This window comes from Aeromicrobium sp. (genome assembly GCF_049586495.1).
Classification (GTDB): domain Bacteria; phylum Actinomycetota; class Actinomycetes; order Propionibacteriales; family Nocardioidaceae; genus Aeromicrobium.
Map to the genome: position 1 here is coordinate 1 of NZ_JBAVCB010000120.1, position 15,213 is coordinate 15,213.

The 15,213-nt window shown below is 66.9% G+C and carries 12 protein-coding genes and 1 pseudogene; 5 read left to right on the forward strand and 8 right to left on the reverse strand.

The features are described 5' to 3' along the window. Positions 1 to 285: 285 nt before the first annotated feature. Both WB508_RS06475 and WB508_RS06480 read left to right on the forward strand, forming a co-directional pair. Positions 286 to 1,539, forward strand: coding sequence for a DUF222 domain-containing protein (locus WB508_RS06475; RefSeq protein WP_423844063.1), 1,254 nt, complete (start codon positions 286 to 288; stop codon positions 1,537 to 1,539). A gap of 84 nt (positions 1,540 to 1,623) precedes the next feature. Then, on the forward strand, positions 1,624 to 1,977 hold the full coding sequence (locus WB508_RS06480; protein ID WP_423844064.1) for a YciI family protein: 354 nt from the start codon (positions 1,624 to 1,626) through the stop codon (positions 1,975 to 1,977). Between the two features lie 126 nt (positions 1,978 to 2,103). Here the strand turns inward: WB508_RS06480 and WB508_RS06485 are convergent, their stop codons facing one another. Beyond that, positions 2,104 to 2,604, reverse strand: coding sequence for a flavin reductase family protein (locus WB508_RS06485; protein ID WP_423844065.1), 501 nt, complete (start codon positions 2,602 to 2,604; stop codon positions 2,104 to 2,106). A gap of 61 nt (positions 2,605 to 2,665) precedes the next feature. On the opposite strand from WB508_RS06485, the gene xylB reads away from it, so the two are divergent. Genes xylB through WB508_RS06500 form a run of 3 tightly spaced genes read left to right on the forward strand, consistent with a single transcriptional unit; the run spans position 2,666 to position 6,447 of the window. Further along, the gene (gene xylB, locus WB508_RS06490) at positions 2,666 to 4,069 is read left to right on the forward strand and encodes a xylulokinase (protein WP_423844066.1); all 1,404 of its coding nucleotides are present in this window, start codon (positions 2,666 to 2,668) and stop codon (positions 4,067 to 4,069) included. Between the two features lie 21 nt (positions 4,070 to 4,090). Further along, entirely contained in the window at positions 4,091 to 5,257 is a 1,167-nt protein-coding gene (gene xylA, locus WB508_RS06495; RefSeq protein ID WP_423844067.1) for a xylose isomerase, read from the forward strand. Between the two features lie 5 nt (positions 5,258 to 5,262). Continuing rightward, positions 5,263 to 6,447 (forward strand): ROK family protein, encoded by a 1,185-nt coding sequence (locus WB508_RS06500; protein WP_423844068.1) that lies wholly within the window; start codon positions 5,263 to 5,265, stop codon positions 6,445 to 6,447. Here the strand turns inward: WB508_RS06500 and WB508_RS06505 are convergent. The 7 genes and pseudogenes from WB508_RS06505 to WB508_RS06535 form a co-directional block, all read right to left on the reverse strand. Next, positions 6,430 to 7,638 (reverse strand): ROK family protein, encoded by a 1,209-nt coding sequence (locus WB508_RS06505; protein ID WP_423844069.1) that lies wholly within the window; start codon positions 7,636 to 7,638, stop codon positions 6,430 to 6,432. The two genes, WB508_RS06500 and WB508_RS06505, sit on opposite strands and share 18 nt — an antisense overlap. A 2-nt stretch (positions 7,639 to 7,640) precedes the next feature. Next, a complete protein-coding gene (locus tag WB508_RS06510; protein ID WP_423844070.1) occupies positions 7,641 to 8,927 on the reverse strand; it encodes a sugar ABC transporter permease in 1,287 nt (428 codons plus the stop codon). Positions 8,928 to 8,941: 14 nt separating this feature from the next. Further along, positions 8,942 to 9,718: an ATP-binding cassette domain-containing protein gene (locus tag WB508_RS06515; RefSeq protein WP_423844071.1), complete on the reverse strand. Its 777-nt coding sequence runs from the start codon at positions 9,716 to 9,718 to the stop codon at positions 8,942 to 8,944. 105 nt (positions 9,719 to 9,823) lie between these two features. Beyond that, positions 9,824 to 10,903, reverse strand: a complete 1,080-nt coding sequence (locus tag WB508_RS06520; RefSeq protein ID WP_423844072.1) for a sugar ABC transporter substrate-binding protein — start codon at positions 10,901 to 10,903, stop codon at positions 9,824 to 9,826. 215 nt (positions 10,904 to 11,118) lie between these two features. Further along, entirely contained in the window at positions 11,119 to 13,923 is a 2,805-nt protein-coding gene (locus tag WB508_RS06525; RefSeq protein WP_423844073.1) for an aconitate hydratase, read from the reverse strand. A gap of 134 nt (positions 13,924 to 14,057) precedes the next feature. Continuing rightward, positions 14,058 to 14,762, reverse strand: coding sequence for a hypothetical protein (locus tag WB508_RS06530; RefSeq protein ID WP_423844074.1), 705 nt, complete (start codon positions 14,760 to 14,762; stop codon positions 14,058 to 14,060). 254 nt (positions 14,763 to 15,016) lie between these two features. Then, a pseudogene (locus tag WB508_RS06535) lies at positions 15,017 to 15,213 on the reverse strand (class I SAM-dependent RNA methyltransferase); the annotation flags it as partial.

Consider the following 15,213-nt stretch of genomic DNA (forward strand, 5'->3'; position numbering starts at 1 on the left):
GGTCAGGATCTGCCCGTCGTCACGCACGAGCACGTCCTCGGTGCCGAACCCGGACGTGTCGTACACCCGCATCTGCCCCGGTGAGGTCGGACTCTCCGGGGGGTCTGCCTGAGGTGGGGTCCAGCGGGCGGGATCGAGCGCGGGCTTGGTCATGACGTGACCCTACCGAGGTCAGGTCGACGAGTCCGGGACGCGGAGGGCATGGCATCGTCGATCTGTCGAAAAGATGTGAAACAGCAGCGAGAATCCCTTGTTATCGAACACCTGTTCGAGTACACTTGATGCATGGATCCGGACCCCACCATCGAGGCGATGCGCACCGCTGCGCAGGCACTGCGGTTCGGGGATGCGCGGCAGCGTGCCCGGGCGATCCAGGTGGCCCAGGACGCTCTCGATGCCGCCAAGGCTCTGGCCCTGTCGGAGCTGGAGATCAGTCGTGATCACGAGCTCGACGGTGCATCGACCTTGCACGGGTGGGTGCGCAACGAGCTGCACCTCACCGCTGGCCAGGCCACCGTCCTGGTACGCAACGTGTCCTCCCTGGACCAGCTGCCACGAGTTGCTGACGCCGCCACCGCCGGCAGGATCAGCGCCGCGCACGTCCAGGCTTTCCGATACGGGCTGGTCCACGTCGGGCTGGAGAAGATGCGGGAGTTCGAGGACGTGTTCCTCGCCGTCGCCCTCGAGCACGACCCCGGTGAGCTGTTCGGTGCGGTCAAGCACCTCAAGGACGTCGTCCACCCCGAAGACCTCGACGACGCGTGGGAGAAGGGCATGGACAAGCAAGACGTCCAGGTCAACGCCGTCCCCGACGGCTGGCACCTCAACGGCTTCCTCAACACCGTCACCGGCGCCAAGCTCAAGAAGGTCCTCGACTCAGTCTCCGCACCAAACGACGCCGAAGACACCCGCACCGGATCACAACGCCGCATCCAGGGCCTGGACGACCTGCTGACCTCGGTCCTGGGCAACGGACTGCCCTCGGACAAGGGCGTCAGACCGCACCTGTCGGTCTTCGTCGAGGCAGACACCCTGCAAGCCGCAGCCGAGCACGTCCGACACGCCGCCCAGCACCCCGGATACCAGCCCAAGCCCATGCCCCCGGTCGAACCCGCCACCCTCGCCGGACACGGCGCCATCGGCCCCCACCTGCTCATGCAGATGCTCTGCGTGTCCGACTTCACCGCGTTCCTGACCAAGACCAACGGCAACACCCAAGCCCAGATCCTCAACGCCGGCCGCGAACGCTACCAACCCAACCAGCTGCAGCGCCGTTCAGTCATCGCCCGCCAAAAAGGTGTCTGCGCCACCCCCGGCTGCCACCACACCCACCTGGAGATCCACCACGTCATCTGGTGGTCCCTCGGCGGCACCACCGACCTCGACCTCCTCATCGGACTGTGCAGCCGCTGCCACCACCTGCTGCACCGCGGCCGACTCCACATCGCCGGAAACGCCAAGAACGGATTCACCTTCACCACCCGCTCCGGCCGCCCCCTTCGCCGACGACGACGAACCAACTACCGCCAAGCCGCCTGACCACCCCAGTCCGGCGGCCCCGAGGCCTGTCCCCCACGTGCTGGGTCAACACCAGAGGGTTGGCGCCCTGCCTAGCCTTGAGGCATGAAATTCATGATCGCCATGTACACAGTGCCGGACGACAGCGTTGCTCTGAGCCCGGAGCAGTTGTCGGAGATCGAACTGAAGCATTCTAGGTTCAGAGAACGTCTCGAAGCGTCGGGGACACTTCTCAACGGGGCGGGCCTTGAGTTCAGGCGAGAGAGCTTGGTGCTCCACGAAGGTCATGGGCGCAACGACGGTCTCAACTGCACTGAAGGGAACCGGGCTGAGATGACGGCGTTCTACGTCGTCGAATGCCAAAGCACTGAGACAGCGGCGGCGCTCGCGAGCGAGTTGCTCGATGACCACGTGGTCGCGGTCGACGTGCGGGGCATTCATCACTCGAACGGAATGTAAGCGCCGTTACATTTCAGGTCGCGTGAGTAGGTGTGTTGGGAGTTTGCGGGCTTGGCGAGCGCCAGGACATCACACCAGGAACAAGGTGCTCCTCACTGAGACTTGAGGCTGCACTCACAGTGACCACTAGTCCCTGTAGCGCCCGCGCAGGTGAATCAACGGGTCTGCCTCGCCGACCTCGGCGTGCTCGACCACTCCGTCGACCAGCAGGCGCCAGCCAACCTCGCGCGGATCGGGCGCAAGACGTAAGCCGATCCAGCCGACGGAGTCGCGGAGGACGGGACCCCAGGGCGAGTCGTCCCACTCGCCCTGCGTGAACATGCCACCCGGTGCGGGCGCGCTGCCAGCGAAGACATCGGCCACGTAGCGATGCGGAGATCCCAAGAGATTCACCACGACAGTCTCGGGCCGAGCGGTCCAGAAGTCTGCATCCTCGTCGACCAGACCCAGCACGTGAGCCGGCTCGCCCTCGGCGACTACGACCGACGAGATGGTCAAGCCGTGGCGTTCCTTGCCGGTGCCCGTGGTCCAGACCGTCACGGGCGCCGCCATCCGGCCTCGCAGGCGGCGCAGGGGGTCGCGATCGCCCTCGGGTGTCGCGAACGGGTGGTCGGAATGAATGCTCACGTAGCCACCCTACTGAGTGAAGCTCTTGACTTTGTTCATGACTCGTACTAAAGATGATGGAGTGGCTCACACGTCGAACCCCGATCCGTTGCCTTCACTGGTGCTTGGCGTCGACTCGTCGACTCAGTCCACCAAGGCCGTGCTCGTGAACGCCTCGACCGGCCGCATCGTCGACAGCGGTACTGCTCGCCACCCCGACGGCACGGCGGTCGACCCGCGCGCCTGGCTGACTGCTTTCGACGAGGCCACCGCCGGGCTGCTCGAGAGGGCCGATGCCGTGGCGGTCGGCGGACAGCAGCACGGGATGGTCGCCCTCGACGACGCTGGCACCCCCGTGTTCGACGCGCTGCTGTGGAACGACACACGATCAGCACCTGCGGCGCAGGACCTGATCGACGAGATGGGCGGGCCGGCGGCGTGCGCCGAGGCGGTCGGCAGCGTGCTGGTGGCGTCGTTCACCTCGACCAAGCTGCGCTGGCTGCGGGATCATGAGCCCGACGCTGCGGCTCGCGTACGACGGGTGCTGCTCCCCCACGACTATGTCTCCCGCCACCTCACCGGCGGCGATCCGTTCACGGACCGAAGCGACGCCTCCGGCACCGGCTACTTCTCCACTCGCGAGGACCGGTGGCGGCCCGATCTGGTCGAGCTGGCACTCGGGCACTCCGTTGACCTGCCCCGGGTGGTGCCATCGCACCAGGTGGCTGACACGACCGCTGGTGGCGTGGTCGTGGGTGCAGGCACGGGCGACAACGCTGGCGCCGCCCTCGGACTGGATCTGCAGCCCGGGGACGTCGTGGTCTCGATCGGCACCTCGGGAGTCGCCTCAGCGATCAGCATGGTGCCGGTGTCTGATCCCACGGGCAGCGTCACGGGCTTCGCCGACGCGACGGGCCGCTTCCTGCCGTTGGTGGCCACGATCAACGCGGCTCGCATCCTGACTCTTCAGGCCACACTGCTCGGGGTGGACCACGACGAGCTGTCCCGCCTGGCCTTGGCCGCTCCCCCGGGCGCGCACGGACTGACGGTGCTGCCGTACTACGACGGCGAGCGCACACCGAATCGGCCCGATGCCACCGGCACGTGGACGGGCCTGACCACCTCGACGAGCCGCGAGGACGTCGCACGGGCCGCCGTCGAGGCGCTGCTGTGCTCGCTGGCTGACGCCGTCGACCACCTCGCGGCCGCCAGCGGACAACCCACCTCACGAATCCTCCTGATCGGCGGGGCCGCCCAGAACCCGGCGGTGCAGCAGATCGCCCCAGCCGTTCTCGGCCGTCCCGTGACCGTGCCGGACCCCGGCGAATACGTCGCGCGGGGTGCTGCACGTCAGGCCGCGTGGGCACTCAGCGGCGCTTTCGAGCCCCCTGCCTGGCCCGAGGTTGCCTCAACGATCTTCGAGGCCGCATCCACCCCCGACGTCCGCGCCACCTACGGGCACCTGCGCGACCAGAACCGGCTCTGACCCCACCTGAAAGGCACTGCGATGACCATCTCCTCACCCCAGCCGTCCGACAAGTTCTCCTTCGGCCTGTGGACCGTCGCCTATGGCGGACGAGACCCGTTCGGCGAGCCGACCCGCGCCGACATGGACCCGATCTACGCGCTTGAACAGCTCGCCGGTCTCGGCGCCTACGGCGTCAACTTCCACGATGACGACCTGATTCCTTTCGGCACTGACGACGGTCCTCGAGAGGCCATCATCGAGCGCTGGAAGAAGGGCCTCGCAGACACCGGACTCGCCGTGACGACGGCGACCACCAACCTGTTCGGGCACCCGGTGTTCAAGGACGGCGGCTTCACATCCAATGATCGAGACGTCCGTCGCTTCGCAATTCGCAAGGTGATGCGCAACATCGACCTGGCTGCCGAGCTGGGCGCCAAGGTCTACGTCTGCTGGGGCGGGCGCGAGGGCGCCGAGTCCGGCGCCGCAAAGGATGTGGCGGCCGCGCTGGATCGGTACCGCGAGGCGTACAACGTGCTCGGCGAGTTCGTGACCGACAAGGGCTACGACATGGTGTTCGCCATCGAGCCCAAGCCGAACGAGCCGCGTGGCGACATCCTGCTGCCGACCATCGGCCACGCCCTGGCCTTCATCGAGACCCTCGATCGGCCCGACCTCGTGGGCGTCAATCCCGAGATCGGTCATGAGGAGATGGCGGGGCTCAACGCCGCACACGGCTACGCGCAGGCGATGTGGCAGGGCAAGCTCTTCCACATCGACCTCAACGGCCAGAACGGTCCGCGCTACGACCAGGACTTCCGGTTTGGCGCTGGCAACGCGCGCGGCGCCTTCTGGGTGGTCGACACTCTGCTGGCCGGCGGATACGACGGACCTGTGCACTTCGACTTCAAGACGCCTCGCACCGAGGACAACCACGGGGTCTGGACTGCCGCCAAGGCATGCATGACCAACTACCTGATCCTGCGCGACAAGGCGCTCGCCTTCCGTGCTGATCCTGAGGTGCAGGCAGCTCTTGAGGCGGCCCGCGTGCCCGAGCTGGCGATCCCGACCCTCGCCGAGGGCGAAGGCTGGGCCGGACTCGAGCAGGCCGACCTGCCTGACGCGGATGCGCTCGGCGCGCGCGGCATGGCCTTCGAGCACCTGGACCAGCTGGCTCTGGAGCATCTGTACGGGGTGCGCGGAGCGTGATCACGATGGCTGGTCCAGGCGGTGTCGAGGAGCTCAGGCGGCGCAACACCGGCTTGATTCTCACCTCGCTGCGCCACCACGGCCCGGCGACCCGGACCGAGCTGTCCCGGCGCACCGGACTGGCCAAGGCGACGGTCGGCACCATCGTCGGCACCCTCGACGAACACGGACTGGTGAGCGAGGCAGGACCCATCTCCTCGGGTCGGGGACGCCCGGGCCGACCGGTCGCCCTGGCCGGCCATCGGGTGGTCGGCCTCGGCGTGGAGGTCAACGTCGACTACGTCACGACCGTCACGATGGATTTGTCCGGGGCGGTGCGCCAAGAACAGACGCTGCCCGTCGCCTCGGGTGACGCCCCCCTCGACGTCGTGTCCCGCGTCGTGGCCGAACGCGTGGCGGCGATCGGTGGCGATGGCGGTCATCTGGTCGGACTGTCAGCTGCCGTCCCCGGCCTGGTGTCGGCAGATGGAGCCGTCGTGCGATGGGCGCCCAACCTCGGCTGGACCGATCTCGATCTGGCCGCTGCGCTCCACGATGCCGCGGGCGACGTCCCGTGCGCCATCGACAACGACGCCAACTGCGCCGCTCTGGCCGAGCTCAGCCACGGCGCAGCGCAGGACGTCGAGAGTGCCCTGTACCTGACCGGCACCATCGGCATCGGTGCCGGGCTCATTCACGGTCGCGAACTCATGCGCGGATCAGCCGGCTTCGCCGGCGAGGTCGGGCACCTCCCCCTGGGCGAGCCCGGCGCTCCGTGCGGGTGCGGCCGCGCCGGCTGCTGGGAGGCGAGCATCGGCTTGCGCGCCATGCTCGACGCCGTCGACATGCAGGAGGTGCAGACCCCGTGGGCCACAGCCCAGGTCGTGGCCGGCCGAGCCCAGGGCGATGCGTCGGTGGCCGCGGGCTTGGCCGAGATCGGCGCCCGGCTCGGTCGCGGTCTGGCCACCTTGGCTGGCGTGATCGATCCGGACGCCATCGTGCTCGGAGGCTACTTCGTCCCGATCGCGCCCTGGCTGGTTCCGGCCGCTGAACAGGCGATGGCCGCCCATCTGACCTTTGCTGACCTTCACCTGCCGGACATACGGCTCAGCCCGCTCGATCTGCGAGCCGCAGCCATCGGAGCCGCCGAGCAGTCGCTGGCGCCCGTCCTGGCGGGGTCGGCGTTGGCCTCCTCAGCCGCCCACGGCTGACGCGACGGCAAGTCGCCCGACTGGGTCGGCCAGCAGGCCGGCGAAGGCCAGTTCGGCGGCACCCAGCAGCACAGCGTCGCCGCCGAGGCCCGGCAAAGCAATCTGCACCATCTGCTGCGGGGCGAAAAGTGCCTGTTCGGCCATTCCTGCCCACACGTCGTCGGCCACCAACGGGTGCAACGACCTCAGGTAACCGCCCAGCACGATGACACGTGGATTGAACAGGTTCACGATGCTGGCCAGTCCTCGACCGACCTGGTGTCCGACTTCGCGCAGAGCGGGAGATGCCTCGTCGACGCCGTCGAGGAAGTCGCCCAGCGCCGGGATGCGATCGACGGGGCAACCCACCGCCTCGGCGATGGCGGGTGCGCCGATGACGGTCTCCCAGCAGCCGCGCGAGCCGCAGTGACACGGCCGTCCGCCGTGGTCGAAGGGCAGATGACCGATTTCTCCGGCGTAGCCGTCCGAACCGCCCAGAAGGCGACCGCCCACCACGATGCCGGCCCCCACGCCGACCTCGCCCGAGAGATACACCAGGTCGTTGATGCCCACCCCGGCTCCGCGTTGGTGCTCGGCGATCGCACCCAGATCGGCGTCGTTCCCCAGTGCTGGGCGATCGTCGAGGTCCAGGCGATCCCGCAGCAATGTGCCGAAGTCCACCTCCCGCCACCCGAGGTTGGGTGCCAGTCGCACCATCCCGTCTGCGGACCGGACCATGCCGGGCACACCGACAGCAACACCCACCAGCACTCCGCCCGGCTCAACTTCCTTGCGGACCAGACGGGTCAGATCGACGATCGAGTCGGCGGTGGCCTCCGGGTCGTGACCTGTGGGCGCAGGACCCGTGGCGCGGGACTGCACGACGCCGCCCAACCCGACGCGGGCCACGGTCAGCCCGTCCACCCGCACGTCGACCGCCAGCACGTAGGCCTTCGTGCCGACGATGACGTCCACCGAGGGGCGCCCGGCGCCCACCCGGGTGCCGGTTGACTTGATCTGCTCTGCCAGGCCCAGCGACTCCAGCTCCGTGACCAGCCCACCGATCGTGCTCCGGTTCAGCCGCATCAGTGCTGTCAGGTCTGCCCGGGAGAGGCGCCCGGTGCGATGCACATGGCCCAGCGCCGTCGCGAGATTGTGCCTGCGGACGTCCTCCTGGTTCGTGCCAGCGCCAGCAGCTGCGGTCGTGGCCACCGTCACACGCCGGATGCAGATCGGCGCCTGCGCGACACGGCGTCCACGCTGGCAGCCAGCAGCAGCACACCACCGGTCACGAGGAAGTTGATGTACGACGCCTGATTGAGCAGACCGAGTCCGTTGGCGATGGTCGCGATGACCAGGCCGCCGATAACCGCGTCACTGGCTCGCCCCTTGCCGCCGAACAGGCTCGTGCCACCGATGACCGCGGCACCGACGGCGTACAGCAGCACGTTGCCGCCACCCGATGAGGTTGAGACCTTGCCGCTGTTGGACGCTGCGATGACGCCGCTGAGTGCCGCCATCGACGAGGCCATCATGAACACTGAGATCCGGATCCGGTCGACGTTGATCCCAGCACGGCGGGCCGCCTCGGGATTGCCGCCGACGGCATACACGTGCCGGCCATAGGAGGTGCGACTCAAGATGAAGGTCCAGAAGATCAACAGGACGATCACCACCGGGAGAACGTACGGGATGCCTTCGATGACGAAACCGGGATTGGGTGCCCGGTTGATGTTGAGGATGTAGGTCACGACCAGCAGGACAGCGGCGAGCGCGCCGATCTGCAGGAGCACCACGGCGAGCGGCTGGTGCTGAAGATTCTTGGCCACCTTGCGCCGGTGGCTCAGCAGACTGATCGCGGCGTAGCCGACGATGATGACGCCTGCCAGGAGCCAGCCCGCCAGGACGCTCAGGTTGTCGCGGGAGATGCCGCTGATGACAGGGTCCGAGACGCGCACCGAACCACCCTGACCAATCAGCTTCAACGTCACGCCCTGCAGCCCGAGGAAGAACGCAAGCGTCACCACGAACGAGGGAATGCCCAGCTTGGCCACCAGCACGCCGATGACGAAGCCGATGGCGGCGCCTGTGACGAGTGCCGCCAGCACCGCGAGGTACCACGGCTGGTCCTGCTTGACGATCAGCAACCCCATGACGCACGCCGACACGCCACCGGCGACACCGGCGGACAGATCGATGTCGCCCAGCAGCAGCACCATGACCAGGCCCATCGCGAGCACCATGATGGCGCCGGCCTGAGTGATCAGATTGGCCATGTTGAGCGCCGACAAGAAGCGGTCGTTGGCGAGGCCGAACACGACGAACAGGACGACCAGGCCCAAGATGGCCGGTAGCGACCCCATGTCGCCGCCACGCACACGCTCCAGGTAGGCGCGAGCCGCCCCGCCGAGCGTGGTGGCCTGCTGACGATCGGAGGCGAAGTCCGCATCCTCGGAGTCGCTGCCGGAGTCGGCGCCGTGATCGACGGTGGTGTCAGTCATCTTCGTACTCGCTTTCAGGCCGTCGGGCTGGCGGTGGACGTGAGGTCGAGGTCGGTGCACTGGCCCGTCGTGATCAGCTCGACCACCTGCTGCGAGGTCACGTCCTTGACCGCGACGTCAGCAGCGACCCGACCGAGGTAGAGCGCCGTGATGCGGTCGGCCACCTGGAAGACGTCGGTGAGGTTGTGCGAGATCAGCATGACGCCGACCCCGGAGTCGGCCAGGCGGCGCACCAGCTGCAGCACCTGAGCGGTCTGCGCGACGCCGAGCGCGGCAGTCGGCTCGTCGAGGAGCACGACGCGCGAGTTCCAGAGCGCAGATTTTGCGATGGCGACGGTCTGGCGCTGTCCGCCGGACAGGCTGGAGACGCTCTGGCGTACTGACTTGACGGTGCGCACCGACAAGGAGGCCAGCACCTCGCGGGCCTTGCTCTCCATGGTCGTCTCGTCCAGAACGGGGCCCCTGCGAATTTCGCGGCCCAGGAACATGTTCTCGACGATGTCGAGGTTCTCGCACAGCGCGAGATCCTGATAGACCACTTCGATGCCGAGCGCAGCAGCGTCCTTGGGACCATGCACGGAGACGGGGGCGCCGTCGAAGACATACTCGCCGTTGTCGGCGGGGTAGATGCCGGCGATTGCCTTGACGAGGGTGGATTTGCCGGCTCCGTTGTCGCCGACCAGGGCCGTGACCTGGCCCGGGTAGATGGTGAGGTCGACGTCGTGCAGCACGTGCGCCACACCGAAGCTCTTGTTGACGCCGCGCAGCTGGAGGATCGGGCTGTCGCTCATGGTGGGCTTCCCCCTACGGAGTGGTGTGAGCCGGGTGGTGGATGTCTAAGAAGTTCTGACGAAGCGGTGCGGCCGCCGGAGATTCCGACGGCCACACCTGATCGATCAGGAGATGCCGGCCTCGCTGCAGGCCTTCTTGAAGGCTCCCTTGCACACGTCGGCAGCAGACGCTCCGCCATCATCGATGACGTCCTTGACGTTGTCCTTCGTGATCGACACGGGGTCGAGCAGGATGGACGGGACGTCGCGGCCACCCTCGGTGTCCTCGGTCGTTCCGGTGGTCTCGGCCTCTTCGCCCTTGGCGAGCGCGATGGCCACCTCGGCGAGTCCGCCGGCCTCGAGCTTGGCGCTCTTGTAGACCGTCATGCACTGGTCTCCCGCAAGAATGTTCTGCAGGCCCTCGACCGTTGCGTCCTGGCCGGTCACGGGGACCGTGCCGTTGGCGCCGTTCTTCTTCAGGATCGAGATGACACTGCCGCCCAGTCCATCGTTGGCGGCGAGAACGCCGTCGACCTTGCCGTCAACCTTGGTGTACAGCTGCTCGAAGATCGTGACAGCCTTGTCGTTGTCCCAGTCCGGGACGGCCTGCTCGCCGACGACCTTGTAGTTGCTCTTGGCGTCGAGGACCGTGTGCGCGCCCGCGGAGAACAGGGTCGCGTTGTTGTCAGTCGGCGATCCGTTCACGTAGATGATGTTGGCGTCCTTGTCGCCGAGGCACTGTGCCAGACCCTCGCCCTGCAGCTCGCCGACCTTGGAGTTGTCGAACGACACGTAGTAGTCAGCCGAGCCACCCAAGGTGAGTCGGTCGTAGTCGATGGTCTTGACGCCCTGCTTGGCCGCCTTCTCCTGGATGGCAGCGCCGGAGTCAGAGTCCAGGTTGACGATGGCCAGGACGGTCACGCCGTCGGTGATCATGCTGTCGGCGATGGTCGCCATGGTGTCGGCGTCACCCTCGGCGTTCTGGATGCTGAACTCGACGCCAGCTTCCTTGAAGGCCGCCTCGAGCGCCGGGCGATCGGCGGCTTCCCATCGTGCCGACGACTTGGTGTCCGGCAGGATGACACCGATCTTGCCAGCGTCAGCCGACGAGTCCGAGCCATTGCCGCCGCTGTCAGAACCACAGGCGCTGAGGGCAAGCGATGCACCCATGACCGTGGCAAGTACGAGATTGCGTGTCCGCTTCACACGAACCGCCTCCTAAATTCTCCTCCGGGATTGCGCGGAACGCCATGGGGAATGGCGCCGATACGCAATTGTTGTCTCGAACAACGTAATCGGTGACGTGCGTCACGTCCAGTAGGTTGAGGCAACAATTCAGAAAACTTGTGCAACGTGGCCGAAACAGGACGAGGCGCCCACCGGTCATCGGTGGACGCCTCATCGCACGAGTCACTCTGGCGTCAGAGCAGGCTGCGCAGCACGTACGGCATGATGCCGCCGTTGCGGTAGTAGTTCGCCTCGCCAGGTGTGTCGATCCGCACGACGGCGTCGAATGCGACGTCACCTGCTTGGACCTGCACCGTCTTCGGGGTGCTGCCGTCGTTGAGCTTGGTGATGCCGGTGAAGGAGAAGGTCTCCTCGCCGGTCAGACCCAGCGATTCAGCGGTCTGGCCCTCGGGGTACTGCAGGGGCAGGACGCCCATGCCGATGAGGTTGGAGCGGTGGATGCGTTCGTAGGACTCAGCGATCACCACCCGCACGCCCAGCAGCGCCGTGCCCTTGGCCGCCCAGTCGCGCGATGATCCGGAGCCGTACTCCTTGCCGGCCAGGACGACCAGCGGTACGCCGGCTGCTTGGTAGGCCTCGGATGCCTCGAACACGCTGGTGACTTCGCCGCCGTCGATCAGGTTGCGCGTGAACCCGCCTTCGGTGCCCGGCGCCATCTGGTTGCGCAGACGGATGTTGGCGAACGTGCCACGAATCATGACCTCGTGGTTGCCGCGGCGCGATCCGTAGGAGTTGAAGTCGCGCGGCGCAATGCCGTGCTCGGACAGATAGGTGCCCGCGGGGCTGTCCTTCTTGATCGCGCCGGCCGGGCTGATGTGATCGGTCGTGACCGAGTCGCCCAGCTTGAGCAGCACGCGCGCACCACTGACCTCCTCGACCGGTGACGGCTCCACCTGCATGCCGTCGAAGTACGGGGCCTTGCGGACATAGGTGGACTCCGGATCCCACTCGAACACGTCGCCGTCAGGCGTCGACAGGTTCTGCCAGCGCTCGTCGCCGGCGAAGACGTCGGCGTACTCCTTGACGAAGGTCGAGGAGTCGATCGACTGCGCGATGACGTCCTCGATCTCTTGAGGCGTGGGCCAGATGTCCTTCATGAACACGTCGTTGCCGTCGGTGTCCTGCCCCAGCGGCTCGTTGTACAGGTCGACGTCCATGGAACCTGCCAGCGCGTAGGCGATGACCAGAGGAGGCGACGCGAGGTAGTTCATCTTGATGTCGGGGTTGATCCGACCCTCGAAGTTGCGATTGCCCGAGAGCACCGCGGTGACCGCCAGGTCACCGTCGTTGACGGCCTTGCTGACCTCAGGGATCAGTGGACCGGAGTTGCCGATGCACGTGGTGCAGCCGTACCCGACCAGGTTGAAGCCGAGCTTGTCGAGGTACACGTTCAGGCCCGACTTCTCGTAGTAGTCGGTGACGACCTTGGACCCCGGGGCCAGTGTGGTCTTGACCCATGGCTTGCGCTCCAGACCCTTCTCGACGGCCTTCTTGGCCAGCAGCCCGGCGCCGATCATGACCGATGGATTCGAGGTGTTCGTGCAGGACGTGATGGCCGCGATGGTGACGGCACCGTGGTCGAGCTCGAACTCGGTGCCGTCCTCCAACGCCACGTGCTGCGGGTTGCTGGGACGACCACCGTCAGCCGGCGCGCAGCTGACGTAGTCGCGCGACGGGGTCTGGCCGTGTGCCGTGTCGTTGGACGGCGGATCAGACGCAGGGAAGGACTCCTCCAGCGACTCGTCCCACTCGCCCGAGACCGCGTCGACGTCCTCGGCGACGTAGGCCGCGAGCGCACCGCGGAACGACTGCTTGCTGTCGGTCAGCGACACCCGGTCCTGCGGGCGCTTGGGACCGGCGATGGAGGGGACCACGTCGCCGAGGTCGAGCTCGAGGTACTCCGAGAAGCGAGGCTCGCGGTCGGCGTCGTGCCACAGGCCCTGCGCCTTGGCGTACGCCTCCACCAGGTTGATCTGCTCCTCGCTGCGACCCGTGAGGCGCAGGTACTTGGTGGTCTCATCGTCGATCGGGAACACCGCGATGGTCGAGCCGTACTCAGGGCTCATGTTGCCGATCGTGGCTCGGTTGGCCAGCGGGACAGCGGCGACGCCGGGGCCGTAGAACTCAACGAACTTGCCCACCACGCCGTGCTCGCGCAGCTGCTCGGTGATGACCAGCACGAGGTCCGTGGCGGTCGCTCCCTCGGGCAGCTCACCGGACAGCTTGAAGCCGACGACGCGCGGGATGAGCATCGAGATCGGCTGACCGAGCATGGCGGCCTCGGCCTCGATGCCACCCACGCCCCAGCCGACGACGCCCAGCCCGTTGACCATCGTGGTGTGCGAGTCGGTGCCGACGCACGAGTCGGGGTAGACCACGGTGTTGCCATCGGTTTCACGGGTGAAGGCCACGCGAGCCAAGTGCTCGATGTTGACCTGGTGCACGATGCCGGTGCCGGGCGGGACGACGAGGAAGTCGTCGAAGGCACCCTGTCCCCAGCGAAGGAACTGGTAGCGCTCGTTGTTGCGTTCGTACTCGATCTCGACATTGCGCTCGAACGCGCCGGGGGTGCCGAAGACATCGGCGACGACGGAGTGGTCGATGACCATCTCGGCCGGGGCCAGCGGGTTGATCTTGGTCGCATCGCCACCGAGGTCGGCCATCGCCTCGCGCATCGTGGCGAGATCGACGATGCACGGCACACCGGTGAAGTCCTGCATGATCACGCGCGCTGGCGTGAACTGGATCTCTGTCTCGGGCTCGGCATTCGCATCCCAGCCGGCCAGGGCCGCGATGTCGTCCTTCGTGATGTCGGTGCCGTCCTCGGTGCGCAGCAGCGCCTCGAGCAGCACTTTGAGGCTGAACGGCAGACTGTCGACGTCCAGTCCCTCGCCGGTCACCGCCCCGAGCCGGAAGTAGTCATAGGACGTGTCACCCACGGTGAGGGTGTCCTGGGAGTTGAAGCTGTCGACGGCCATGAAGGTCTCCTTTGCCGGGTCGGTTCCCATCCTGCCTGCAGATCACCTCGACGAGCGAGGTCAGGTCTACCTAACTCACGTGGACCGACATCCAATGTATCTTGATATCAAGATACATGATCGCGAGACGCAGATCACAACAGGGTCGGGAATCGCAGCAGGGGTGCGAAGAAGACGATGTGGGTGATGGCCAGTCCGAGCACCCCGGCAACACCGATCAGCTCGATCAGCGACACGATACGGCGGTGCGACGCCGAGGTGTGCGTGTCAGCGCGCACCACCACGGTGCCGCTGACCCAGTCGGCCAGGCGCCGATCGATCGACAGCACGACCGGCACGAGCAGCAGCGCGAGCGCCAGGTAGGTGGCCCCGCCCACGTGCCAGCTCTCTGGAGTGGCGCGACGCAACACGGTCGGCAGGCCCAGCGGCAATGCCGCGATCGAGAGATCGAGCAACACCGCGACGATCAGGCCACGCAGCAGGCCCCGCAGCGCGCCGGTCGGCTCGCGGGTCTTGCGGTCCACCACCTCGATGCCTTCCCGATGCTTCCCGATGCTGTGGCCGCGCACGCCTTGGCGGTAGCCGTTGTTCCACAGCAGGAAGAGCTCGCCCGCGATCAGTCCGCTGAAGACGAGGTCGTCGGACAGGCTGATGGTCCAGAAGTCGCTGGTCTCCCCCAGCGCGGAGGTCACCGCAGCGACGATCCCGAACGCGATGGCGCCCAGGGTGAAGGCGGCGCAGAACAGCAGCGCATCCTGCCCGAGCGCGGCGCGGCGCAGCTCGCGCACCGGACGAATCGGAATTTCCTCGAACTCGTCGATCTCGTCGATCTCGTCCATGTCAGTTCGTCCCCTCGGCGAAGGCCAGCATGCATCGACCATCGCGCACTCGGTCCTTCCATGTGACGCCGACACCCACCAGCACGGCGCTGGCGACGCCATGGCACCGAGCAGACCAGTTGCGAACCAACCAGGACCGCTCGCCTGAAGTAGCCGGCGCCGACCCGGTGGCACGGGCGGGCGCAGGTCCTGTGGAAGTTTCGATGGGAGCTCGACAGGCAGGACGCACACGCGGGTCAGCGAAACGCATGACGTCACTGTGGCAGTTCGGTCCGCTCCAGAACGGCAACACACTCGACGTGATGCGTCATCGGGAACAGTGCAAACGCCCGAAGGTCGGTCAGGACGTAGCCGTGCTCCTTCCATGAGGCGACGTCGCGAGACATGGCCGCCGGGTCGCAGGCTACGTAGACGATGCAACGTGGCCGGAGCGCAGCGATGCCCGCCACGG